We start from the raw sequence: 21,996 nt of genomic DNA, 5'->3' as shown, positions 1-21,996 counted from the left end.
CCGCCAGTTCGAATGACCGTAGTGGTGCCGAAAGGCGGCCCGTCCGCTAAGCAAGAGCGAAGTGACTTTTATGTATTACAATCAGTAGCTTATCGTGGAACCGATAATATATCTTATGTTAAATTCATATTGAAAGGCGACCGCCAGCTCAGATTTCAGTGGTGCCACGGTATAGCGCCTCGAACTCACGGGCGTCGTAAAATACGTTGGTCACTTCCACGGTGGCTACGATATGGTAGGCGATTGTGGCGGTGCGCTCGAACGGCACGGTGCGAAGGCCCGGTTGCAGATCATCACGCGGCCTGCCGCCATGGGGGACATCGCCAATGTTACGGCACCGCGCCATGATGCGCTGCACAAAACCCGAAGCCACCGCATCGCTTTGGCTGGCATCGGCGATACGGCGGTAAATCTCTTGCAGGTCGGCTATGGCTTCCGGCCGATAGGTGACTTTAACGCGCCGCATGGCGGGCGGATTTGCGCTCGTTCTCCATGAAGTGGGCCATTTCCACTTCCGCCTCGTCAGCCGTCAGGCTCGGCCGTGGGTCGTCCAGCGACCGGCGCACGCGGGCACGAATCGCTGCCAGGCGTTCGGCATCTTCCAGCCGCTGGCGCTGCCAGACGCGTACGGCATCCCGCATCGCTTCGCTGGTGGTGGCGAATTCGCCAGCCTCGACGCTTTCGCGGATGGCCTGCATTTGCTCGCGTGCCATGGTGACACTGACTTTTTCAGCGTTTTGCACGGTAGTGCCTTTCGTTGATACCTTATAGAGTTGGATAAATTCCGACCTGACACCAGCAAAATGTCGGCCGGCGTGGGGTCGCGGTTAGGATTTTGGCACAACCCAGCAGCGGCCAAACAGGTCTAGCGGGGTCCTTTCGAGCATTCATCAGGCCAAATAGCCTCGCGAAACCAAAGAATCGGGCTGGCCGAGCCAGTCCGATTCCTTTTGTCTGACTGTCACAATCGTGTAACAGACATTTCGGATAGTTTGCCCGGTAGCAGACACTACCAGCGAACCGGACAACACCCACCATGACACACGATACCCCAGCGGAGACGCTGGTTGCCTTCGATACACGAGTCCAGGCGGCGCTCGAAAGCCTGCCGCCGGCCGAGCAGCGTATGGCGCGGTTCTTCGTCGCTCAGAAGCAGTCGGTGCTTCTGGGCTCGGCGGCCGAGATCGCCCAGCTGGCCGGCACCAGCGACGCCACTGTGGTTCGGACGGCACGTTCGCTTGGTTTTGAAAGTCTCTCCGCACTCCGCCAGATGCTGCTGTCGGATCTCACCGGCACGCCATCCCCCGGCAAGCGCCTGGCGCGTACCTTGAAGGAGACCGGCGACGACGGCGCCGGGGCATTACGGCACGTGATCGACCTCCATGAGAGCGTCCTCGACGTACTCAAGCGTCCGGAGATGGCTGCTGCCTTCGAGCGCAGCGTCGACATTCTGGCGCGAGCCAGTCGCCGCCATGTCTTCGGCATCGGCCCGTCAGGCGCCATGGCTGACTATGCCAGCCTGCAATTCAACCGGATCGGCCTGCCGACCAGCGCCCTGTCGGTCTCGGGAATTGCGCTCGCCGACCGCTTGCTGTGGCTTGGCAAGGGCGATGCCGTGCTGATGATGGCCTACGCGCCGCTTTATCGCGAGGTCGAGATCGTCCTCGACCAGGCCATGCAACTTGACGTTCCCGTCGTGCTGATCAGCGACAATCTGGGGCCGCTGGTGTCTGGCAAGGTGGCGGAAACGCTCCCGGTTCCGCGCGGCAAGGCCGATCATCTGGCCATGCATGGCGGCACGATCGTTCTCATCGAGGCGATGATCATCGGGCTGGCGAAGCGAGACAGCGAAGCCGCCTTTGAAAGCCTTGAACGATTGAGCACCGTTCGCGGTTCAATCGACAAGGCGTGGGTAAAACGGGGTGTCCATAAGCATAACCAAACAAAAGGCCATAAGTGACATAAAACATTCAAGTTACATTCGCATGATACGATGGGCTTTACTGTGCCCATGGCCATCTTACAGGAGAACAAGGTGAAGATCCGTACAACATTCTGCTTTGCAATAGGCTTGAGCGCGCTTTCCATGGCAGCGCCTGCTTCGGCATCCGACCTGGTGCTTTACGACGCGCTCGATTTCGCCGGCCCGGTGGCCAAGGCCTTCCAGGCCAAGACCGGGATCACCGTCGACGTCGTCGAGCCCGGCAGCACCGGCGAGACGCTGGGCAAGATCGCCGCGGAAGGCGACAACCCGCAATTCGACATCGTCTGGCTCGATGGCTCCGCCGTCATGGAGCGCATGGCGGCCGACCATGTGCTGCAGGCCGTTCCCGCCGCCGCCTATGACAAGGTGGCGTTCACGGATCTCGGCAAGTCGCTGATCCCGCAGAGCCATGCCTTCCTGCCGACTGGCACCAGCACCACGGCCATCGAGGTCAATACCAAGAAGGTGCCGGCCGACAAGATGCCCAAGTCCTGGGCCGATCTTCAGTCCTTCGCGGGCAGTGTCGCCGCCAAGGATCCCAACCTGTCGGGCCCGGCCTATCAGTGGCTGGCTGGCTTTTTCCAGACCAACGGCCTCGATGCCGGCAAGGCCCTGTTGGCCAAGACGTTAACCAACAAGACGCTGTCGGGCCTGTCGAGCGGCGGCAAGGTGAACAAGGCCGTGCTGACCGGCGATGCCTCGGTCGGCATCAACCAGGACAGCGCGATCTTTTCGAAGATCGCGGCCGGCGAACCCGTCGTCGCGGTCTATCCGAGCGAGGGGTCGGTATCGCTGCCGCAAGGCCTCGGCATCAGCGCCAAGACCCAGCACATGGACACGGCGCAGAAATTCATCGATTTCGTCACCAGCGCCGAGGGCCAGGCCGCTATGCAGAACGGCGACGACACGGACTTCTTCTACATCCCGATCATCAAGGGCATCAACGCCAAGCCCGGCCGCGAAACCAACATCACCTACACGCATCTCGACGACGCCGTAGCTTCCGCCCACGAAACCGAGTGGAAGCAATGGTACAAGGACAATTTCGTCCAGTGATCCGGCTGGCTGAACAATGACGATCCTCCAGCATACCGGCGCCGCGGCTTTTGCCCGCGGCGTTGGCGCCGGAAAGCTGCCGCGAGGCGGCCTGCCTGCGCTCGTTCGCTGCGGCGGACCGTTTGCCATCTACGCCGTGTTTGCCCTGCTGATCGGATTGCCGCTTGCCCTGGTGCTGGTCCAGGCAGTGATGCCTGGCCTGTTCGCCGCGCAAAATGCCAGCAACAGTTTCAGCCTCGAGCCCCTGGCGCGTGTCTTCAACTCATCCTATGTCGCCGGATCGGTTCTGCATTCGCTCGAACTGGGCATCCTTGTCGCCTTCACCACGACGGCTTTGGGCGGCGCCTTCGCGGTCCTCGTCCAGCGCTGCGACATTCCGCTGCGAACCGTGATTTCCACGGTGCCATGGCTGGTTTTCCTGACGCCATCCTATCTGAAAGCGCTCGCCTGGGTGCTGCTGATGTCGCCCGGCGGCTATCTGGCGCAGTTTGGCTTGCTGCCTTCTCGGCTGGGCTCGTCGTTTTTCGGGCTGACCGGTCTGGTGTTTGTCCACACCCTCAGCCTGTTCCCGCTGGCGGCCTTCATCATCGGCAGCGCCCTGGCCGGGCTTGGCAGCGAGTTGGAAGATGCAGCGCGGCTCTCCGGCGCCAGGCCGCTGAGGATCTGGCTGCGTATCAATGGTCCTTTGCTGGCGCCGGCCATCGCCTTGAGTTTCATCGCCACCTTCGCCGAGGTGCTGTCCGATTTCGGCCTTGCCTCGACCATTGCCAGAATGTCGAATTTCGGTGTCCTGACCTATGGCATCTACGCGGCCGCAAGCGATTATCCCGTCGACTTTCCCGCCGCCGGTGCCCAGGCTCTCGTCCTGCTCGGTCTTGTCCTACTCGTCGTCGTGGCGGACCGACTGTTGCGTCGCCGCGCCGACCCGCGCCTGATTTCGGGCCGCGCCAGGCCGGCCCGGCTCTACAATCTCGGCACATGGCGCTGGCTCACCATGGCGGCGGCGCTTGCCATTGCCTTCCTGGCGCTCGCCCTGCCGCTCGCCGCGATCGCGGCGCGCGCGCTGACGCAAACGCTGGGCCATGGCCTGATCTGGCGCAATGTCACCACGGTCAATGTGGTGGCCGCGCTTAGCCCGAACACGGCGGCCAATGACGGTCTGCTGCGCAGCCTCGGCTATGCCGGGCTGACGGCGGTCATCGCCAGCGCGCTTGCCCTGCTGTTGTCGGCACAGCTCGACCGTGCGAGCCCGGTCCTGCGCACCGCGGTCGTCGGCCTGTCGCTGGGCGCGGTGGCGATACCGGGCATCGTGCTCGGCTTCGGCTACATCCTCGTCTGGAATCGCCTGCCGGGTTTCCGTGACTGGCCGTTTCCGCATTATGGCGATGGCTCGCTGCTGGTCATGGGCTATGTCGCGGCGGCCCTTCCCTATTGCCTGGTGGTGATCCTTTCGGCCATCGGCCAGCTGGCGCCGAGCCTGACGGACGCAGCGCGCCTGCATGGCGTCGGGACAATCCGGCGATTGCTGGCGATCACCTTACCGCTGATCCTGCTGAGTGTGGTGACGGCCTTCCTGTTGACGTTCATCCGCACCGTGTTCGAACTGCCGATCTCGCAGATGCTCATTCCCCAAAGCGGCCCACCAGCGCCGACGCTTATCCTGAAACTGTTCAGCCATGACCGGGACGGCCTGGCATCCGCCATCGCGCTGGTCGCCATGGCGGCCGCGGGTATCGGCGCGGCACTGGTCTGGTACCCGCTTCAACGGTTCGTCAAACCGCGCCGAAGTGCCGGCCATGTCGATGCGGGCAGCAGTCAGATCGCGAGAGCGGGGGGCCTGTCATGACCGCCTCCCTGCATTGCGCCGGTATTTGCAAGTCGCTCGGAGGGCGCGCTGTTCTGACCAACCTTGACCTCAAGATCGACGCCGGCGAAGTGGTGTCCCTGCTCGGCGCCAGCGGGTCTGGCAAGACCACGCTTCTGCGCATTATTGCCGGGCTAGTCGAGCCCGAAAAGGGACTGATCACGCTCGACGGACGTGTCGTGTGGAGCGAAAGGTCGGTCATACCAGCTGAAAAGCGGCGGATCGGCATGGTCTTCCAGGACTATGCGCTGTGGCCGCACATGACGGTCGCCAACAATCTGGCCTTCGGCCTCAAGGCGCAGCGGCTTTCGGATCACGACATCGCCCAGCGGCTGAACCACGCGCTCGACGTCACCCGTCTTTCCCCCTACCGGGATCGCTATCCCACGGAATTGTCCGGCGGACAGCAGCAGCGCGTCGCCATAGCGCGTTGCCTTGCCGCCCGCCCGGCGCTGATGCTGTTCGACGAGCCGCTCAGCAATCTCGACGCGGCATTGCGCGAGGACATGCGCATCGAGATGATGGATCTGGTGCGCCGAGAGGCCATCACCGTTGTCTATGTAACGCATGACCAGGCGGAGGCGATGGCCGTCTCCGACCGCATCGCCATCATGCGGGCGGGCGAAATCGTCCAGTTCGATACGCCGCGCGCAATATACGAAACGCCGGCCAATTCCTTCGTGGCCAGCTTCATCGGCGGCTTTTCGATCGTTCGCGGGCAGGTCCGTGACGAACGCTTCAAGATCGCCGACAGCGACGCCGAAACAGTGCGCACGCCGGGTGCCCGTGCCGGTGCCGGCATGCTGGTCATTCGGCCCGAAGACGCGCGCCCGGCCGACGCCTATCCCGACAACCGCCTGCAAGGTAAGGTTCTATCGAGCGCCTTCCAAGGCCGATGCTGGCGTCTGGCGGTCGATCTGGGGCCGCAGCGCGTGCGGCTCGACTGGCCCGAAGCGCCGCCGGTTGGGGCCTCGCTTGCCTTTTCGCTGCCACCGGACCGGTGTGTGGTGCTGGTCGCATAGGTCTATATAGACCCAAGACCAAGGCACCCCCTTCGCAATTCAGATTATCCACGTTACCGCAATTGCGCCGAGCAAGGCGGGCGGCATGACCAGAACGCCGAGCCTCAGGAACGTCCAGCCGCTTACCGTGAGGCCTTCGCGGCGGAGCGCGGTGAGCCACAGGATCGTGGCCAGCGAGCCGGTAACCGACAGGTTGGGCCCGAGATCCACACCGATCAGCACGGCGCGGACGACCTGGTCCGGCACGTGGGCGGCCTGCACCGCGTGACCAGCAATCAGCCCGGCCGGCAAATTGTTCATCAGGTTGCAGCCGAGGGCGACCGCCACGCCGGCGACCCATGCCGTCCACCCGGCCGCCTGTTCGGCGCCTTGCTGCAACTCGCCGCTGACCAGGCCGACAAGGCCGGTCTTGTCGAGGGCCTCGACCAGCACGAACAGGCCGGCGACCAGCGGCAGGACGTCCCACGAGACGCCTTTCACCGTGTCCCAAGGGGCTTTGCGTTCACGGACCATGACCACCACAGCCGTGACAATGCCGGCAGCGGCAGTGGGAAGGCCGAGCTGGACGCCGAACGACGAGGCGACGAGCAGCACGACGGCCGTGGCGGCGATGCCGATCGCCGCCGTCTTTCCGGCGCCGGCGAGTTTCGGGATCGACACGTCGCCGGTGATGTCCTGAGTGAGCGCCTGGCGCTGGGTCCAATAGAGCACGGCATAAGTGGCGGCGATCGAGACCACCGAGGCCAGACCGTAGCGCGGCAGCCATTCGAGCAGCGGCGGCATGTGGTTGCCGTAGATGACGAGGTTGGCGGGGTTGGAGATTGGCAGCACGAATGAGGCCGCATTGGCGATGAACGCGCAGATCAGGAGATAGGGTAGCGGCTGGTCGGCCTTGGCGGTCTTGACGGCGGCGGCGACCGCGGGGGTCAGCACCACGGCGGTGGCGTCGTTGGAGAGGAATACCGTGACCACTGTGCCGACCACGTAGACCAGCAGGAACAGCTTCGTGGCGGAGCCTTTTGCTTGGCGCGTGGCGACGGCGGCGAGCCAGTCAAACAGGTGCTCCTGGCGCGCGACCTCGGCGAGCAGCATCATGCCAATGAGGAACAGGTAGACATCGGTGCCCTTGCCGATTCCGGCCAGCGCGTCGGCCGGGGCCAGCAGGCCGATGGCGACGAGCAGCACGGCGCCGGCGACGGCCCAGATGAATTCCGGCCATTGGAACGGGCGCAGGATGACGCCGGCGGTGGCGACCGCCGCGATGATCCACGTTAGGATGTGAGCTTGCGAAATCACCATGGCCGCGCCCTACGCGCTGGCCTGGTGCTCTTCCCGCGCCGCCGTCCAGACCTCCCGCGCCGCGTCCGCGTTCATCGCCGCAATCCCCAGCCCCACCAGCAGATCCGGCCAGGCCGTCCGCCAGAGGAATGCCGTGACCAACCCCGCCGCGATGATGGCGACGTTGGCGAACGCGTCATTGCGCGCCGACAGGAAGGCTGCCTTGGTCAGGCTGCCGCTGTGGTGGCGGTAGGCGGCGAGCAAGTAGGCGCAGGACAGGTTGACCGCGAGGGCGCCAAGGCCGGCCAGGCCCAATGCCAGCGGTTGCGGCGGCACTGGGACGTTGAACTTTTCCCAGGCCGTCCAGAGGGTCGCCAGGCCCGGCACCAGTAGGATGAGTGCCAGCGCCATGCCGAGGCGCGCCCGCGCGCGCAGCGACCAGCCCAGCGCCAGCACGATCAACAGGTTCACCGAGGCATCTTCGAGGAAGTCGACGCTGTCGGCGAACAGCGACACCGAGCCGATCGCCAGCGCCACGACAAACTCGATGCCGAAATAGCCGAGGTTGGACAGCGCGACGATGAGGACGATGCGGCGCAGGTCCGCGTCCGTGGTCGTGGACGGCGAGGTCATTTCCGGCTGGCTTTCAGCGCGCTGGACATGACCACGGCAACACATCCGACCAGCAGCAGGCCGCCCACCAGCAGCTGCGGCACGGCGAGCCAGACGAGCAGCCCGCAGATGGCGACCACCGCCAGAACTGCCAGCGCCAGGAATTCGTCGTCGACGAACAGACCGAACAGCTCGCGCAGAATGAGTGAAACGACGTTCATGGCGTGACCTCCACAGCCTTACGCACCGACAACCTGACCGTCACCAGGCCGACCAGCAGGAACACCGCGACAAACGCCACGATGGCGAGATCCTGCCCCGGCCAGTCAACGCCGAGCCCCTCCCCGGTCCAGAACACGCCGAAGGCCGAGAGCATGATGCCGACGCCGAACTTGAGCAGGTTTTCGGGGACGCGGGCCAGTGGTCGGTGGATGATGATGCCGAGCAACAGCACGACCAGGCAGGCGGCCAGAGCGCCCAGGGCAGCGGGAACCAGCAGCCCCCTGCCCGCGCCCACCGCGATGACGATGAACACGACTTCCAGCCCTTCCAGCACCACGGCCTTGAACGCGGTGATACCTGCTATCCAGTCGAGTTGCGTTGCGTGCTGGCCTTCGGCCGCCCGAAGGCTGGCCTCTTCCTTGGCGAATGCCTTGGTTTCGTCATGCAGCGCGATGATGCCGGCCGAGCGCAGGATCGCCTTGCGCAACCAGCGCAGGCCGAAGAGCAGCAGCAATATGCCGATGACCAGTTGCAGCGCGTGCAGTGGCACCCGGTCAAGCAGCGGCCCGAGAGCCAGCACCAGCAGTGCCAGCAAGGCCAGACCAGCCCCGGTGCCGGTCAGGGCCGGCCGCCAGCCGCGCACGGTGCCGACCGCCAGCACAATGGTCAGCGCTTCCACGGCCTCCACCAATGAGGCCAGGAACGCCGCTGTCACGGCCGGCGCCGCCGTTGCCCACGAAATCATGACTTAACCTCTTTGTTGTTTTGGTCGTTCGTTGAATGAATGGAGTATGCCCCGGCTGGCTCCAGAGCGCCGCGCTGCTGGAGCCAATGTGCGCCCGACCAGCACAGGATTGCCCAAGCCGCCCCGACGGACCAGCCGGCGAACACGTCGGTTGGGTAGTGCACGCCCAGATAGACGCGGCTCAGCCCGACCATGACGGTCAGAAACACAGCAAGCGCGACGAAGTAGAACTTGACACGCCGATCGGCGTTGACGCCCGTCAGAAGAGCGCCCAGCGTCAAAAACACGATCGTCGATAGCGTGGCATGGCCGCTCGGAAAACTTGCGGTAAACACGCGGGCGGCATGCGGAATGTCCGGTCGGGGCCGGTCGAAGCCCATCTTGAGAAATGTGCTGATGGCGACACCGCCAAGCACCGCTACAGTCATAAGCAGCGCCAGGGCGCGCTTGCGGATCAGCAACAGATAGCCGACCGTTGCCGCGAACACAAAGCCGAGGAAGGTAAAGCTGCCGAGTGCCGTCACATCGCGACCTGCCTCTTCCAGCCAGGCCGGGCCGATGGGGTCGGCGGGATTACCGCCGCTGCGCAGGGCCATCAGCACCGTCATGTCGAATTTGGAGGTATCGCCTTCCAGAACCTCTTCGGCGAGCAGGCCGAAGCCTAAGATCAGGCACCCGGCCAGGAATACGGCGGCTATGGGCCAAATCTCACTGGCACTCGGGTGCGCCAGCATCGAGCGCAAACGACGCGAAAGACTATTGCGCTTGGACATCGGCAGAGCTTTTCAAGGTGGCTTTGCTGGTTTCGACCACCTGCTGAAACGTGCGATCCATGGCGCCGGTGCGGCTGGTGAGCCACGGGAAATGCCCATAGCGGAACGACAGCTGGTTATCAGCTTCGGCAGCTGGCTTGCCCTCTTCAAGCAGCTCGAACAGGGCCGAGGCCAGCCCGGTGCGGTCGGCGCCAGAATTACAATGGATGAGGATCGGGCGAGGCGCCGTGCGCAGCGCCTGCACGAGCGACGCCAGCAGCGCGGCGTCGGGCTGGGTGTTGGCCGACATCGGCAGGCTGATGTATTGCGCGCCGGCGTCGCGGACGGCGGCAGCTTCTGCCTCGTACCAGGGCGTGCCGGGGAACGCGCCGCGCAGGTTGAGGACGGTACGGATGTGACGCCCGTGAATCACGGAATCCAGTCGTTCCGGCGCGAGCTGGGCCGAGCGATAGAGCACGCCCGGTTCGACCTCATGGATGTTGCCGGTGAGCTGGAGGTAGCCCGCCCATAAGGCCATCCCGGCGGCTACCCCGATGGCGGCGCCAACCAGGGTCTTAGCCGCACGACGCCAGAGGGGTTTGGGCTTGCGAAGAGGCGGTGTCATGGTGGAGCGCACTTTCAATGGGGAAGCGTGCGAGCCAGCACGAAGAAGATACCGACCCCCAGCACCCAATTGCCGCCGGGACAGGCCGCGAGATCAACCTCGCGGACAAAGAGAAAGGTTGCGGCGACGATCGCGCCGATTCCAAGAACGATACGCCGGGGCGTGGTCCCGATGCCGTCCCAAAGGGGCTGGTCATCGAGGGCCGACGCGGGCAAGGGTAGCCTGAGAATGTGTGGAAGTCCCGGTCTCATCATAAGGTCCGTTGATTTTCAATGTAACGATGGTAACATGCAAGGAGTTCCATGAAAACACTCGAATGGCTGTTATTGACCTATAAGGTTCCGCCGGAGCCGGCGCGCAAACGCATTGCGGTGTGGCGCAAGCTCAAGGGCATGGGCGCGGTCTACATGCAGGGAGGTGTGTGCCTGCTGCCGAAGTCCGACGACCACCTGCGCCGCCTGAAGGTGCTGGAGAACGAAATCGCCGAAATGGACGGCGAGGCGGTGCTGATGACCACCGCCGGGCTCGACCCGAGGGAAGAGGATAAGATCGTGCGGCGCTTCAACGCCGACCGCGACGAGGAATACAAGGAGCTGATCAGCAAGTGCGAGGCGTTTGAAAAGGAGATCGCCGAAGAGACACGGGTGAAGCACTTCACCTACGCAGAGCTTGAGGAAAACGAGCAGGAATCCGCCAAGTTCAAGACCTGGTTCGCCAAGATCGGCAAGAACGATTTTTACGCCGCACCCCTCGCCCAGGTGGCGCAGGACTGGCTCACCAAGTGCGAGGGCATTCTGGACGCCTACGCCCACAATGTATTCGCCGCCCAAGAAGAAAACGCGGCAGCGCCTTCCTCGAAAGCCGACTAACAGCCCCTTGGCCGGCGTGACGGCGGGCCATCTTGGGGATGGTGCGCAGGGAGGGCCTTCCGCGCGCTCCCGCCGCCACGCCCGGCATCATATAGGCAAAGCGAATGCTGCCGCCAGCCGGGCGAGTTTAAGCTTCTTCTTCCAGGTTGATTTGCGCAATCTGCATAGCGCCGCCATTGAGGCGGGATGCAATCAGGTGGCCGATCGCCACCGCGCCAATGCACAACGCCACCGACAGGCCGATGTTTAAGGCCGCCCGAGTCGCGCCGCCGGCGCGGATCAGGTCGAGGGTCTGCAGGCTGAACGATGAAAACGTCGTGTAGCCGCCGCAGACGCCTATCATCACGAACAAGCGCAGCGGTTCGGACACCGGAAACCGCCCGTTGGCCAAGGTAAGCGTGCCGAAAAACCCGATCAGCAGCGAGCCGGTGACGTTGATGATGATGGTGCCCCAAGGCAGCTGGCCGCTGATGGGCAGCGCCATGACGGACACCAGATAGCGCGCCAGGGTGCCGATCGCACCCCCGGCCATGACCACAAGGCAATTCGTAAAAGACATGCTCGATCCTCTTGTTGAGGCGAGCTACAGCCCGCCGTGCGGCGGGGATCTGGGCGGATTCCCACCGCGATTTGTCGCGGTAGGAGTCATCAGCCTTAAGGGCGGTTTCGGGAGAACTCCATTCCCATCAGCTGGATGGTAACCCGCGTGCAGGGTGGTCACAAGCCTCGTGAGGCCGCCCCTTTCCTATTGCCCGTGCTTGGATGGCCACTAAGCAGTGCCCTTCCAGCGCAAGCCGCATGGCGTTCGCCGTAACTAGCACGGTCGCGCCCCCGTATCCACCATGATTGCGGGCCACCGGCCGGTCAGCCCCAGAACGGTAGTGACTAGGAACACCGCCTTGAGCCTGAGGGCCATAGTGATGTTCAGCCTGATGGTGCCCATGGTGGCCTTGGAGAGTGAGATCATCGCGGCAACATCACCAACCCGGCCGTGCAGCACCGCCGCGTCAGCGGTTTCCAGGGCCACGTCCGTGCCGCCGCCCGTGGCAATCCGAATAGCCGCTAGAGGAGCAAGGGGAAAGCGGACTGTCCGACACGAGTGGCTCGCACTTGACGATACAACGTCAGTTTCGGAATACGCCCGAGACTGTTGAATAACTAGCCGGAACGACCGCAGGGCACTGGAGCATAGGTTGGCGCCATGTCTGCCGAACCGGTCCACTTCAGGCAGCGGCTGGTCGTCTTGCCAACAGTTGGAGGTTCTGAACCGCTGCGGCGAGAAGGAATTCTTCTTTTGCCCCGCTCAGGCCTCGTAGCCTCAATCGTCGAAACGCGATGTTGCGCTTGAGGTGGCCAAAGAGCCGCTCGATCCTCTTGCGCAGTCGCCGTGAGCGGGCATAGCTAGGTGTGTCGCGCAACGCTCGTACCTGATCACGCGCATCCTCGTCGAAAGATCGTGTAATTCGTCGCGCTGATCCGTCTGTGCAATCCAGCTTTGAGCGACAGGCGCCGCAGTCGGACGGGCGAGCGAAATAGACATTGGCGCGCGCGCCGATGTCCCTTCCCCGATAGGTCAATTGCCGACCTTCAGGACAGGTAAAGCTGTCGCTCTGCCTGTCATAGGAGAAAGCGTCGCGGGTCAGTTTGCCGGCGGTCTGGTGTTGGCGTTCAATCACCGGGATATGCGGTTCGATACCCTGCTCTAAAAGCCAGCTCAGAAGACCGGCGCTGCCGTAAGCCTTGTCAGCTGCCAGCCGTTCAGGCGTCAGTCCGAGACGCTCGCGCGTCCGAACCACCATTATCTTGGTGGTGTTCACCTCCGCAGCGAAGCGAGCCGGACTGGCCTCGATGTCAAGAATGACGCTCGACTCAGTGTCGATGTAGTAGTTGGTTGAATACCCGAAACGGCCACGTCCATGCTTGTTTGACCAGCCAGCTTGCGGATCAATCTGCGATATATGTTTCGGCGTCGAAGGTTCACGCTCATCTGGGGCCTGCGGCAGCGCTGCGTCGAGCGCGGCTAGATACTCATGCACTGGCCGCGAGATCGTGCCACCGTCGGACCAGGCGGTCGCATTGGCGTCACCAGGAAGTTTCTTCTCCCAGCTCGCATCCGCCTCGATGAAGCTGGCATCGACTGCAGTATCCGTGCCTGAGACCAACCCAGCCGTGGCACAATTACCGACGATCTCCTCGAATAACTTTCGAAACAGATCCCCTTGGCGAAAGCGTCCATAGCGGTTTTTGCTGAACGTTGAGTGGTCCGGCACGGCTCCGTTGAGGCCGAGCTTGCAGAACCATCGGAACGCCAAGTTGAGATGAACGTCCTCGCAAAGCCTCCGCTCTGACCGAATGCCGTAGAGATAACCCACGAGGAGCATTCGTAGCATCAACTCGGGATCGATCGAAGGCCTGCCAGTGTGGCTGTAGCTTGCGGCGAGGTGCTCATGCACAAAGCTTAGATTAAGCGTCGCATCGATGCGTCTGAGTAGGTGACCGGCAGGTACGTGCTCATCAAGCCGAAACTCGTAGAAGAGTTGTTCTTGAAGATCGAGCCTGCCCATCATGACAAATCATCTCCAGCGCTCAGCAGAGAGATGGAATCACGTGTTGGGCGGCCATTCAAGCCGAGTTTTTCAACAGTCTCGCCCGTTTTCCGTACACCAGCGATCAGCATCGGAACAAACTCGGGACGATGCAATATGTGTCTGGAAGATACGTAACAAATGCAATTGTTGCGGAAGCCATCTTGTTAGGGATCGGAAGCCGAAGCTAGCATCTACTTGCCTCATCAGAAATGCACGCGGCGCATAACGGGAGTTGCGGCTTTAGCACTAACAGCTTTCTCCATTTTTTGGGGAACGACCTTGTGTAGCCTGCAATGTCGGTGCTGAAGCGGTGGGTTCAATAGGTCGCCGCAACACTCTTAATCTGAGAGGATGAGGAGGTGGTTGCATGGTGACGTCACGGATCTGGTTTACGTCAGCGCAGAAGGCCGAGCTTTGGGAGCGATGGAAGCAAGGTCAGAGCATTTCGTCGATCTCGCGGGCACTGGACCGCCGGAACAAGACCGGCGTTCAGCGGATCGTGTCCTTACACGGCGGCATTGCTCCGTCAGCAAGGCGTAGAGCGGCCTCGGCGCTCGGGTTGGCGGAGCGCGAAGAGATCTCTCGCGGGATCGCGGCGGGTCTCGCAATACGCGCTATTGCACGAAGTCTCGGGCGATCCCCATCGACAATATGTCGCGAGATCTCGCGCAATGGCGGTGCACAAGCGTATCGTGCAACCCGAGCTGACAAGCATGCTTGGGAGCGAGCGCTGCGCCCGAAGCAGTGTCGCCTGGCATGCTCTGGACGGCTACGATGGCGGGTGGCGCAAAAGCTGGCGCTGCAATGGTCGCCGGAGCAGATAGCGGGCTGGCTGAGGCGAGAGTACCCAGGCGATCCAAGCATGCGGATATCTCATGAAGCGATCTATCGCAGTCTATTCATCCAGTCGCGAGGGGTGCTCAAGAAGGAACTAACAGCGCACCTGCGTACCAAACGACAGATGCGCCTCGCCAAAGGCGCACAGAGCCGGACGGGGCAAGGCCAAATACTCGATATGATCTCCATCCGCGACCGCCCCGCCGAGGCGGAGGATCGTGCCATCCCAGGTCATTGGGAGGGTGATCTGCTCACCGGTGCTAACGACACGAACATCGCCACCCTCGTCGAGCGACACAGCCGGTTCACGATGCTTGTAAAGTTGGCGAGAAGGGACTCGGCGACCGTCGTGAGGGCCCTCGCCGAGAAGATCGGCACATTGCCCGAAGAGTTGCGGCGCTCGTTGACATGGGACCAGGGCAAGGAGATGGCTCGTCACAAGAGCTTCACCGTTGCCACCGACCTACAGGTCTACTTCTGCGATCCGCGCAGTCCCTGGCAGCGCGGCAGCAACGAAAATACCAACGGTCTGCTCAGGCAGTATTTCCCCAGAGCAACCAACTTCTCCCACGTCTCGCAGGACCAACTCAACGCCGTCGCCCTGCGGCTCAATCAGCGCCCCCGAAAAATCCTGGACTTCGAAACGCCGGCCGATAGGCTACAGAAGGTGTTGCAATGACCTATTGAACCCACCGGCGCAAAGCTGCCATTCGCGTCATTAGGGGCATACGTCAGCTGCGGTGAGAAGAAAACATTTGCGAAATAGCGCCGAGCAAACCGGGACTCGGATTTGAGTGGGTGACGAAGGCAGCGCTCACGAGGTGCCGAGCCGATAGACCGGGATGCCGAGCTTGCGGGCCTTATCCGCGAGGTTCTCCTGAATGCCGGTGCCCGGAAAGATGATGACGCCGATCGGCATGATCGCCAACATCTGGTCGTTGCGCTTGAAGGGAGCGGCCTTGGCATGTTTGCTCCAGTCGGGCTTGAAGGCGACCTGCGCCACCTTGCGATGATCGGCCCAGCGGGCGGCGATCTTTTCGGCGCCTTTCGGTGATCCACCGTGCATCAGCACCATGTCGGGGTGCTTGGTGCGGATTTGGTCGAGCTTTGCCCAGATCAGCTCGTGATCGGCGGTATCGCCGCCGGAGAAGGCGATCTTCGGGCCAGCGGGTAACATGACCTCAATTTCCGTGCGCCGCCTGGCCGCGAGGAAGTCGCGGCTATCGATCATTGCGGCGGTAAGATGGTGGTGGTTGACCATCGACCCCGTGCGCGGTCGCCAGGCCGAGCCGGTGTACTGATCGTAGTGGTCGGCGGCCTGGTCACGCATGAGCTCGAAGGCGTCGCGCCGTTCGATCATGGTCTGGCCTTGGGCGGTGAGTGTCTCGAGTTCGACCGCCTTGATTTCGCTGCCGTCCTGTTCGCGCTGCAGGCGGCGCTGGGTCTGCTCGTTGTCGTCCAGTTGCCGCTCGATCCGTTGTACAGCCCGGTGGAAGACATTGGTGACGGACCAGAGGAGGTCATCGAGGTCGGGTTCGAGGCGCGTGTCGGCCAAGGTGGCGATGAGGGCGTCAAAGATGTCGGCCACGGCTCCGGCCACGTGGTCGCTACCGGGGAGCGGTCGCGGATCGGGCTCGTCCGCATAGGGGCGCCAGCCATAGAGTTGGAGTTCGGTGAGGAGGTGATCGGTTGGAGAGGCGGCGTGGTGCGGTTCAATGTCGTCGTGCTCGCTCATGGGGATGCTCCCGTCGGTTTGACCGCGACCCTCGCGGCCTTCATGGCGACGAGAGCCCACGGGCGGAACGGTCCGACACCCGCAGCGAAGCGGAGGGCCGGAGCGCAGCGGAGGATGGCGGCGGCCGGCCATTTTGCATCGCGATGGAAAGGCGTCGTGCCCAATCGCTGGCTTTCGCCAGCAATCGCGCGCCGCCGGAAAATAGTCGGCCGCCGCCATTGCCTGGCCGGCCCGTCTGTGGGCCCGATCGCCCTCTTGAAGGCCGGGTCGCGGTTCTCTGCCGACTGGTCACGCATCCATGCGCCGCACCGGCACCGTGCGCCGCGCGCTTCCCCTCACGGCTCATGCCCCCTGTGTCAGATAGCGGATGCGATCTTTGTGCATGAGCTGGTCCGCAATCGAGGCCCGGATGGCGGCAAGTCCGAAATGGCGGAGGTCTTCGTTGAAGTCCTCCGTCTCCGGCGACAGCACGATTGCCTCGATTCCGGCGTCCGTCGCCCGCTCGAGCAGGCTGTCTCGGGCACCGTCACCGGCCGGATCGTTGTCGCGGATGACATAGAGCCGCCGAAGGCTCGGCGGGAACAGGATGGCGGCGAGATGAGCCGCCGAGAGAGCCGCGGCCATCGCCATGTCGGGCAAGACGCAGTTGAGCGACAGCGTCGTCTCGATGCCTTCGCCTACCGCCATGACGCTGCCGGGAACGCCGAAGCGGACGGCATGACCGAGGAGGTCACCCATTGCTCTACGCGGCGTGTCGACGGGTGCCTTGCCGGCGCCGTCCGGTGCGAGCCAGGTGCGGTGCGCGCCGGTCAGATGCCCGTCGAGGTCGGTGACAGCGGCGATCATCGCCGGCCAGGTCTCCGTCGGTCCTTGATCGTCGGCCCGGTAGTAGCAGCGCGGATGGGACCGCAGCGACCCGGTGCCATACAGAGTCGTAATGCCGCGTCTACGCAAATACGTTTCCACGACGGTGCCGTTGATTGGCTTCGACATGGCTACAAGTCGTCGGGCTGCTTCCCGAGAACCGGCGCGAGCCGGAGGTGGCTTCGTCGTCGGCCGTGGCTCGGACTCTACATCCGGCATGGCCAGGAAGGCGCGTGCCTCGTCGGTGACCTCCTTGAAATCGGCCAACCCGAGGGATTCACGGATGACATCGAGCAAATCGCCATGTTCTCCCGTTGCCGCGTCGGACCACTTCCCCGGCGGTCCTTTCGCGGAGTCCTTGAGCCGGACGAACATCGAGCGGCCCGGCGAGTTGCGGACGTCGCCGACGGTCCAATAGTTGCCCTGGCGACGGCCATTGGAGAGGTAGTGGCGGCACACCGCCTCGGCATCTTCGCCGAGGCGGTGTGCGAGGTCGGATGCATGGTGACGCGGCATCATGCAGCCTCCCGCTCACTGACGCGCTCGAGTGGGAAGCGGTCGAGCACGCGCTCGAGCACGGGCAGGCCGTTGGCGTCGATCGGCACGAACATCCTGAGCTTCCACGAAATGATCTCGTGGAAGAGACCGTAGGCGGTGAGGCGCTCGCGCATCGTGTCGGTGAAGCCGGACAATTCGATGCGCCACGCGCCCATGACGCGGCTGCGGCGAAGCTGGAGATCCTCGGCAAGATCGAGGATGGTCCGGCCGTCCATCAGAGCCGCAAACGCCTGCTCCGGCGACAGCGCAACCACGTTCGTCGCAGAGGCGTTGGCGGCCCATGCCGGCGAGACGCGGCGGCCGATGAGGCGCTCGCCCTCGTCGGTCTGAAGTCGATAAACGCGGGTCGACTCGTTTGGCAGACGCTTCCAGATCGGCAACAACAGGCCCGTCACCATGTGCAGCACGGCATCGGTGAACTCGGGAACCTCGGCGACCTCCGCAGTCCATGCTGCGGCGAAAGCTTCACGGTGGGCCTCGACCCAGCGTGTTTCCCCCATGGCCTTGAGCGGCATGTTCTGGCCTTCCATCGGCCGGATCAGGCGGACACGTCGCTCGATCTCGCCATCGTCGAGCATGACGCTGGGGGTCGGGATCTGCACCGCGGCGCGGCCCGATTGCTCGTTGATGAGCAGTACGGCACGCGGATCGCGGAGATGATCGAGCGCCGCATCGAGCGTGACGGGCCGATTGCGCTTGCGTTCGGTGATCGTGAGCAGGCGGCTTTCGGCGCCGGTGCGCGGATGGGTGTAGATCACCTGCCGATCGGTGACGACGAAGTTTTCGGCCTGCAGCGTCTCCAGCCCGGCGTCGTAGGTGCCTGACGCGATCGCGCCCTCGATGCGCGCCGCCAGCAGTTGCTCGAAGGCACCGAACAGCACGCCCTGCAGCGCAATGGTCAGTGCGAGCAGGCGATTGAGGAAGGTGGTGATCGGCGGCAACTCGTCCTTGATGCCATTGGCATCCATCAGCTTGAGACCCGTCGCCGCCTCGAAACGCTCGAGTGAACAGCCCTCGACCTTGCCGCGTACGATCAGCAGATAGAGTTGCCGTAGCGCATCGCGGGCATAATGGCTTTCCAGATTGTCCTCTGGCCGGAACAGGCCCTGGCCGCCGGTCTGGCGCTGGCCGCGCGTGATTGCGCCCAGCGTATCGAGCCTCCGCGCGATCGTCGAGAGGAAGCGCTTTTCCGCCTTCACATTGGTCGAGATCGGCCGGAAGAGCGGCGGCTGCGCCTGATTGGTGCGATGCGTGCGGCCCAGGCCCTGAATGGCGGTGTCGGCTTTCCAGCCGGCTTCGAGCAGGTAATGCACACGCAGCCGCGTGTTCCGGGCCGAGAGTTCGGCGTGGTAGCTCCTCCCCGTTCCGCCCGCGTCCGAAAAAACCAGAACGCGCTTCTTGTCATCCATGAAGGCCTGCGTCTCGGCGAGGTTGGCTGACCCGGCACGGTTTTCAACGACAAGGCGCTCGCCCTTGCGGACAATGCGGCGCGAGCGGCCGGTGACCTCGGCCACGATGTCCACCCCGAAATGCTGGACGATCTGGTCGAGCGCGCCGGGGACAGGCGTCAAGCTGGCGAGTTTGGCGATCAGCTCGTCGCGCCGGGCGACCGCCTCGCGGCTATCGACGGGCTGGCCATCGCGGTAGACCGGGCGCGACGACAGATTGCCTTCGGTGTCGGTGAAGGGCTCATAGAGCTGCACCGGGAAGGAATGGGCGAGATAGTCTAGGACGTATTCGCGCGGCGTGATGTCGACACGGACGTCGTTCCATTCCTCAGTCGGCAGCTCGGCCAGCCGCCGTTCCATGAGCGCCTCGCCGGTCGAGACGATCTGGACAACGGCCGCATGGCCCTCCTCCAGATCGCGGGTGATGGAGCGGATCAGGGTTGGCGTCTTCATGCTGGTCAACAAATGACCGAAGAAGCGCTGCTTGGCGCTTTCAAAGGCGCTGCGCGCGGCCGACTTGGCCTGGGCATTGAGCGTGCCGGTGCTGCCGGTGATGTTGGCCGCCTGCATCGCCGCATCGAGATTGTTATGGATGACGCCGAAGGCCCCAGCGTACGCGTCATAGATGCGGACCTGTTCGGGCGTCAGCTCATGCTCGAGCAGTTCGTATTCGACGCCGTTGAAAGAGAGCGAGCGGGCCGTATAGAGGCCGAGTGCCCTGAGGTCGCGTGCCAGCACTTCCATCGCCGCCACGCCGCCGGCCTCGATCGCCTCGACGAACTCGGCGCGGGTCGAGAATGGAAAAAGCTCGCCGCCCCAGAGGCCGAGCCGCTGGGCATAGGCGAGATTGTGCACGGTGGTGGCGCCAGTCGCCGACACATAGACGATGCGGGCATTCGGCAGGGCGTGCTGTAGCCTCAGGCCGGCACGGCCTTGCTGGGAGGGGGCGGCGTCGCCGCGTTCGCCCTTGCCGCCACCGGCGTTTTGCATGGCGTGCGCCTCGTCGAAAATGATGACCCCATCGAAATCCGGACCGAACCATTCGACGATTTGTTTGACCCGCGAAACCTTCTCGCCGCGATCGTCGGAGCGTAGCGTGGCATAGGTGGTGAATAGGATGCCTTCCGGCAGCACGATCAGCCTGCCCTGCGGGAAGCGGGAGAGCGGGGTGACCAGCAAGCGCTCCATGCCGAGCGCGGACCAGTCGCGCTGCGCATCCTCGATGAGCTTGTCGGACTTGGAGATCCAGACCGCCTTACGACGGCCCTGCATCCAATTGTCCAGGACTACGGCGGCGGACTCGCGGCCCTTGCCTACACCCGTACCGTCGCCGATCATGAAGCCTTGCCGGAAGCGCACGGCCCCCGCGATGTCATCGGCCGCGGCGCTAACCACGTCAAAGGTATCGTCGAGCGTCCAGGCGCCGGCTAGATACTCGGCGTGAGCCTCGCCGGCATAGATGACGGTCTCGAGCTGCGCGTCCGAGAGCAGGTCAAGGACGTTCTTCGGCAGGCGCGGCCGGTAGCTCGGCTTGGGTGGCACCACCGAGGCCATAGCCGCCGATTGAACGAGCTGGGTGGGGTGAGCCCGAGAGCCGGGGATGCGGATCGCCTGAAGCCCGTAGGCCTCATAGACGGCGTCGCTGATCTGGCCGTCCTCGGCCGCCTTCCAGTCGACAGCCTCATAGGCGAGGTCGATGGCTTCCGGTTCGGCGATCGACATGCGTGGCGTGGTTCTCGCCGCGCGTGTGAGATAGCCGTGCACGGATTGGGGCGCGGCGACCGCCGATGCCGCGCTGGAAACGGCGGCCATTACGACCGGCGGACGCGCGGGAAGGCGTTCCTCAATCCACGCGAGGAGCGTCGCCGCATCCGGAGCGATGCCGGGAGCATCCGCGAAGACGGTGGGATCGTCCGCCGGGAGCTTGTCGATGACGGTGAGGCGTGTCGGAAAGGTCGTGCCATGCTTGGCGTAGGCCGAGCCGTCGATGGCGGCGGAGAAGACGACGCGGCCACGTTCCTGTAGGCGAGTGAAGGCGGCGGTCCAGGCCGGATGGTCGGGCGCGAAGTTCGCACCGGTGATCGTCACCAGCCGCCCGCCGGGCGCAAGGCGCGCTAGCGCCGAGGCGATGTGCCGCCAGGCCGCGTCGGCCATGCGGCCCTCGACATTGGCCATGACCGAAAAGGGCGGGTTCATCAGCACCACGCTCGGCACGGCGCCGGGATCGAGATGGTCGTCGATCTGGGCGGCGTCGAAGCGGCTGGCGGAGACGGCCGGAAAGAGGCAGGAGAGAAGTGCCGCGCGCGTCTCGGCGAGCTCGTTGAGGACGAGCGAGGCGCCGGCTATCTCGGCCAGGATGGCGAGCAGCCCGGTGCCGGCGGAAGGCTCCAACACGCGGTCGGCGGGCGTGATGGCGGCGGCCGTTGCCGCGACCAGGCCGAGCGGAATCGGCGTCGAGAACTGCTGGAAGGTCTGCGCCTCTTCGGATCGGCGGGTATGCGTCGGCACTAGTCCGGCGATCTTCGACAATGCGGAAAGCCGGAGAGTCGGAGACGCGGCTTTGCGGAACAACGCCTGTCCGTACTTGCGCAGGAAAAGGACCGTCGCGGCCTCGCAGGCATCGTAGGCCTGCTTCCAGTCCCAGGCGCCGGCGGCGTCGGAGGCGCCGAATGCGGCTTCCATCGCCGAGCGCAGCTTTGGCGCGTCGATGCACTCGCCGCGTTCGAGACGGGGAAGCAGCAGGCCGGCGGCGGCGAAGATAGCGCCGGCCGCACGGGTTTGGGCGAGCGGGAGCGGCGCGGCAGCGGGTACCGTGGCAGCGGGCGAGATCATGTACATGGTGTGAACCTCGGGAGAGCGGGGACAGGATCGAGCCGCGCGGCGCTCTCTCTGGACCGCACGGATTCAAACCCATCCCGGCCCGCCTCTCCCTCTCAG

General features: G+C 63.9%; 20 protein-coding genes, 1 pseudogene and 1 riboswitch. Of the genes and pseudogenes, 6 read left to right on the top strand and 15 right to left on the bottom strand.

Annotation, left to right across the window (positions count from 1 at the left end):
- Positions 1–148: 148 nt before the first annotated feature.
- Both AC56QP_RS00170 and AC56QP_RS00165 read right to left on the bottom strand, forming a co-directional pair.
- Positions 149–466: a type II toxin-antitoxin system RelE/ParE family toxin gene (locus tag AC56QP_RS00170; RefSeq protein WP_489861382.1), complete on the bottom strand. Its 318-nt coding sequence runs from the start codon at positions 464–466 to the stop codon at positions 149–151.
- Positions 453–743, bottom strand: coding sequence for a ribbon-helix-helix domain-containing protein (locus AC56QP_RS00165; RefSeq protein ID WP_489861383.1), 291 nt, complete (start codon positions 741–743; stop codon positions 453–455). Before AC56QP_RS00165 ends, AC56QP_RS00170 begins: the two co-directional genes overlap by 14 nt.
- A 293-nt stretch (positions 744–1,036) precedes the next feature.
- Between AC56QP_RS00165 and AC56QP_RS00160 the strand changes: the two genes are divergently transcribed.
- From AC56QP_RS00160 to AC56QP_RS00145, 4 genes are all read left to right on the top strand, one after another.
- The gene (locus tag AC56QP_RS00160) at positions 1,037–1,960 is read left to right on the top strand and encodes a MurR/RpiR family transcriptional regulator (protein WP_489861384.1); all 924 of its coding nucleotides are present in this window, start codon (positions 1,037–1,039) and stop codon (positions 1,958–1,960) included.
- 75 nt (positions 1,961–2,035) lie between these two features.
- On the top strand, positions 2,036–3,040 hold the full coding sequence (locus AC56QP_RS00155) for an ABC transporter substrate-binding protein (RefSeq protein WP_489861385.1): 1,005 nt from the start codon (positions 2,036–2,038) through the stop codon (positions 3,038–3,040).
- 16 nt (positions 3,041–3,056) lie between these two features.
- Positions 3,057–4,886: an ABC transporter permease gene (locus AC56QP_RS00150; RefSeq protein ID WP_489861386.1), complete on the top strand. Its 1,830-nt coding sequence runs from the start codon at positions 3,057–3,059 to the stop codon at positions 4,884–4,886.
- Entirely contained in the window at positions 4,883–5,926 is a 1,044-nt protein-coding gene (locus AC56QP_RS00145; protein WP_489861387.1) for an ABC transporter ATP-binding protein, read from the top strand. The genes AC56QP_RS00150 and AC56QP_RS00145 overlap by 4 nt, the downstream gene beginning before the upstream one ends.
- Before the next feature lie 39 nt (positions 5,927–5,965).
- Here AC56QP_RS00145 and AC56QP_RS00140 read toward each other — a convergent pair whose 3' ends face one another.
- From AC56QP_RS00140 to AC56QP_RS00110, 7 genes are read right to left on the bottom strand one after another with little or no spacing between them, the layout of a single operon-like run.
- Complete coding sequence (locus AC56QP_RS00140; protein ID WP_489861388.1) at positions 5,966–7,225, bottom strand: arsenic transporter; 1,260 nt, start codon at positions 7,223–7,225, stop codon at positions 5,966–5,968.
- 9 nt (positions 7,226–7,234) lie between these two features.
- The gene (locus tag AC56QP_RS00135; RefSeq protein WP_489861389.1) at positions 7,235–7,837 is read right to left on the bottom strand and encodes a cation efflux transmembrane domain-containing protein; all 603 of its coding nucleotides are present in this window, start codon (positions 7,835–7,837) and stop codon (positions 7,235–7,237) included.
- Positions 7,834–8,037, bottom strand: a complete 204-nt coding sequence (locus AC56QP_RS00130; RefSeq protein WP_489861390.1) for a hypothetical protein — start codon at positions 8,035–8,037, stop codon at positions 7,834–7,836. Before AC56QP_RS00130 ends, AC56QP_RS00135 begins: the two co-directional genes overlap by 4 nt.
- On the bottom strand, positions 8,034–8,783 hold the full coding sequence (locus AC56QP_RS00125) for a COG4280 domain-containing protein (RefSeq protein ID WP_489861391.1): 750 nt from the start codon (positions 8,781–8,783) through the stop codon (positions 8,034–8,036). The genes AC56QP_RS00130 and AC56QP_RS00125 overlap by 4 nt, the downstream gene beginning before the upstream one ends.
- Entirely contained in the window at positions 8,780–9,556 is a 777-nt protein-coding gene (locus tag AC56QP_RS00120) for a phosphatase PAP2 family protein (protein WP_489861392.1), read from the bottom strand. Before AC56QP_RS00120 ends, AC56QP_RS00125 begins: the two co-directional genes overlap by 4 nt.
- Complete coding sequence (locus AC56QP_RS00115; RefSeq protein WP_489861393.1) at positions 9,540–10,160, bottom strand: tyrosine-protein phosphatase; 621 nt, start codon at positions 10,158–10,160, stop codon at positions 9,540–9,542. Before AC56QP_RS00115 ends, AC56QP_RS00120 begins: the two co-directional genes overlap by 17 nt.
- Before the next feature lie 14 nt (positions 10,161–10,174).
- Positions 10,175–10,411 carry a hypothetical protein gene (locus tag AC56QP_RS00110; protein ID WP_489861394.1) on the bottom strand — a complete coding sequence of 79 codons (237 nt, stop codon included), beginning with the start codon at positions 10,409–10,411 and terminating at the stop codon, positions 10,175–10,177.
- Positions 10,412–10,462: 51 nt separating this feature from the next.
- Between AC56QP_RS00110 and AC56QP_RS00105 the strand changes: the two genes are divergently transcribed.
- Positions 10,463–11,029 carry a Chromate resistance protein ChrB gene (locus AC56QP_RS00105; RefSeq protein ID WP_489861395.1) on the top strand — a complete coding sequence of 189 codons (567 nt, stop codon included), beginning with the start codon at positions 10,463–10,465 and terminating at the stop codon, positions 11,027–11,029.
- Positions 11,030–11,156: 127 nt separating this feature from the next.
- Here AC56QP_RS00105 and crcB read toward each other — a convergent pair whose 3' ends face one another.
- From crcB to AC56QP_RS00090, 3 genes and pseudogenes are all read right to left on the bottom strand, one after another.
- Positions 11,157–11,588, bottom strand: a complete 432-nt coding sequence (gene crcB / locus AC56QP_RS00100; RefSeq protein ID WP_489861396.1) for a fluoride efflux transporter CrcB — start codon at positions 11,586–11,588, stop codon at positions 11,157–11,159.
- A 73-nt stretch (positions 11,589–11,661) separates the two neighbouring features.
- Positions 11,662–11,723: riboswitch (Fluoride riboswitch) on the bottom strand.
- Positions 11,716–12,086: pseudogene (locus AC56QP_RS00095) on the bottom strand (hypothetical protein); the annotation flags it as partial. (Overlaps the previous riboswitch by 8 nt.)
- A gap of 166 nt (positions 12,087–12,252) precedes the next feature.
- Entirely contained in the window at positions 12,253–13,596 is a 1,344-nt protein-coding gene (locus tag AC56QP_RS00090; RefSeq protein ID WP_489861397.1) for a transposase, read from the bottom strand.
- A gap of 388 nt (positions 13,597–13,984) precedes the next feature.
- Here AC56QP_RS00090 and AC56QP_RS00085 point away from each other — a divergent pair, with 388 nt between their 5' ends.
- Positions 13,985–15,133, top strand: a complete 1,149-nt coding sequence (locus AC56QP_RS00085) for an IS30 family transposase (RefSeq protein ID WP_489861398.1) — start codon at positions 13,985–13,987, stop codon at positions 15,131–15,133.
- A 135-nt stretch (positions 15,134–15,268) separates the two neighbouring features.
- Here the strand turns inward: AC56QP_RS00085 and AC56QP_RS00080 are convergent, their stop codons facing one another.
- From AC56QP_RS00080 to AC56QP_RS00070, 3 genes are all read right to left on the bottom strand, one after another.
- On the bottom strand, positions 15,269–16,189 hold the full coding sequence (locus tag AC56QP_RS00080) for a DUF2493 domain-containing protein (RefSeq protein WP_489861399.1): 921 nt from the start codon (positions 16,187–16,189) through the stop codon (positions 15,269–15,271).
- Between the two features lie 342 nt (positions 16,190–16,531).
- Entirely contained in the window at positions 16,532–17,569 is a 1,038-nt protein-coding gene (locus AC56QP_RS00075) for a DUF7146 domain-containing protein (RefSeq protein ID WP_489863437.1), read from the bottom strand.
- Positions 17,569–21,897, bottom strand: a complete 4,329-nt coding sequence (locus tag AC56QP_RS00070) for a strawberry notch-like NTP hydrolase domain-containing protein (protein WP_489861400.1) — start codon at positions 21,895–21,897, stop codon at positions 17,569–17,571. The genes AC56QP_RS00075 and AC56QP_RS00070 overlap by 1 nt, the downstream gene beginning before the upstream one ends.
- Positions 21,898–21,996: the final 99 nt, after the last annotated feature.

Source organism: Mesorhizobium sp. RCAM 05104 (assembly GCF_059683645.1).
Note: the sequence above shows the minus strand (reverse complement) of the source record. Positions and strands in the feature narration are given on the sequence as shown.

Excerpts from the sequence above, each read along its gene's own strand:
- AC56QP_RS00090 (WP_489861397.1), bottom strand. The coding sequence starts at position 13,596 with ATGATGGGCAGGCTCGATCTTCAAGAACAACTCTTCTACGAGTTTCGG.
- AC56QP_RS00125 (WP_489861391.1), bottom strand. The coding sequence starts at position 8,783 with ATGATTTCGTGGGCAACGGCGGCGCCGGCCGTGACAGCGGCGTTCCTG.
- crcB (WP_489861396.1), bottom strand. The coding sequence starts at position 11,588 with ATGTCTTTTACGAATTGCCTTGTGGTCATGGCCGGGGGTGCGATCGGC.
- AC56QP_RS00085 (WP_489861398.1), top strand. The coding sequence starts at position 13,985 with ATGGTGACGTCACGGATCTGGTTTACGTCAGCGCAGAAGGCCGAGCTT.
- AC56QP_RS00080 (WP_489861399.1), bottom strand. The coding sequence starts at position 16,189 with ATGAGCGAGCACGACGACATTGAACCGCACCACGCCGCCTCTCCAACC.
- AC56QP_RS00075 (WP_489863437.1), bottom strand. The coding sequence starts at position 17,569 with ATGCCGCGTCACCATGCATCCGACCTCGCACACCGCCTCGGCGAAGAT.
- AC56QP_RS00130 (WP_489861390.1), bottom strand. The coding sequence starts at position 8,037 with ATGAACGTCGTTTCACTCATTCTGCGCGAGCTGTTCGGTCTGTTCGTC.
- AC56QP_RS00120 (WP_489861392.1), bottom strand. The coding sequence starts at position 9,556 with ATGTCCAAGCGCAATAGTCTTTCGCGTCGTTTGCGCTCGATGCTGGCG.
- AC56QP_RS00105 (WP_489861395.1), top strand. The coding sequence starts at position 10,463 with ATGAAAACACTCGAATGGCTGTTATTGACCTATAAGGTTCCGCCGGAG.
- AC56QP_RS00145 (WP_489861387.1), top strand. The coding sequence starts at position 4,883 with ATGACCGCCTCCCTGCATTGCGCCGGTATTTGCAAGTCGCTCGGAGGG.
- AC56QP_RS00160 (WP_489861384.1), top strand. The coding sequence starts at position 1,037 with ATGACACACGATACCCCAGCGGAGACGCTGGTTGCCTTCGATACACGA.
- AC56QP_RS00115 (WP_489861393.1), bottom strand. The coding sequence starts at position 10,160 with ATGACACCGCCTCTTCGCAAGCCCAAACCCCTCTGGCGTCGTGCGGCT.
- AC56QP_RS00150 (WP_489861386.1), top strand. The coding sequence starts at position 3,057 with ATGACGATCCTCCAGCATACCGGCGCCGCGGCTTTTGCCCGCGGCGTT.
- AC56QP_RS00110 (WP_489861394.1), bottom strand. The coding sequence starts at position 10,411 with ATGAGACCGGGACTTCCACACATTCTCAGGCTACCCTTGCCCGCGTCG.
- AC56QP_RS00070 (WP_489861400.1), bottom strand. The coding sequence starts at position 21,897 with ATGTACATGATCTCGCCCGCTGCCACGGTACCCGCTGCCGCGCCGCTC.
- AC56QP_RS00135 (WP_489861389.1), bottom strand. The coding sequence starts at position 7,837 with ATGACCTCGCCGTCCACGACCACGGACGCGGACCTGCGCCGCATCGTC.
- AC56QP_RS00170 (WP_489861382.1), bottom strand. The coding sequence starts at position 466 with ATGCGGCGCGTTAAAGTCACCTATCGGCCGGAAGCCATAGCCGACCTG.
- AC56QP_RS00140 (WP_489861388.1), bottom strand. The coding sequence starts at position 7,225 with ATGGTGATTTCGCAAGCTCACATCCTAACGTGGATCATCGCGGCGGTC.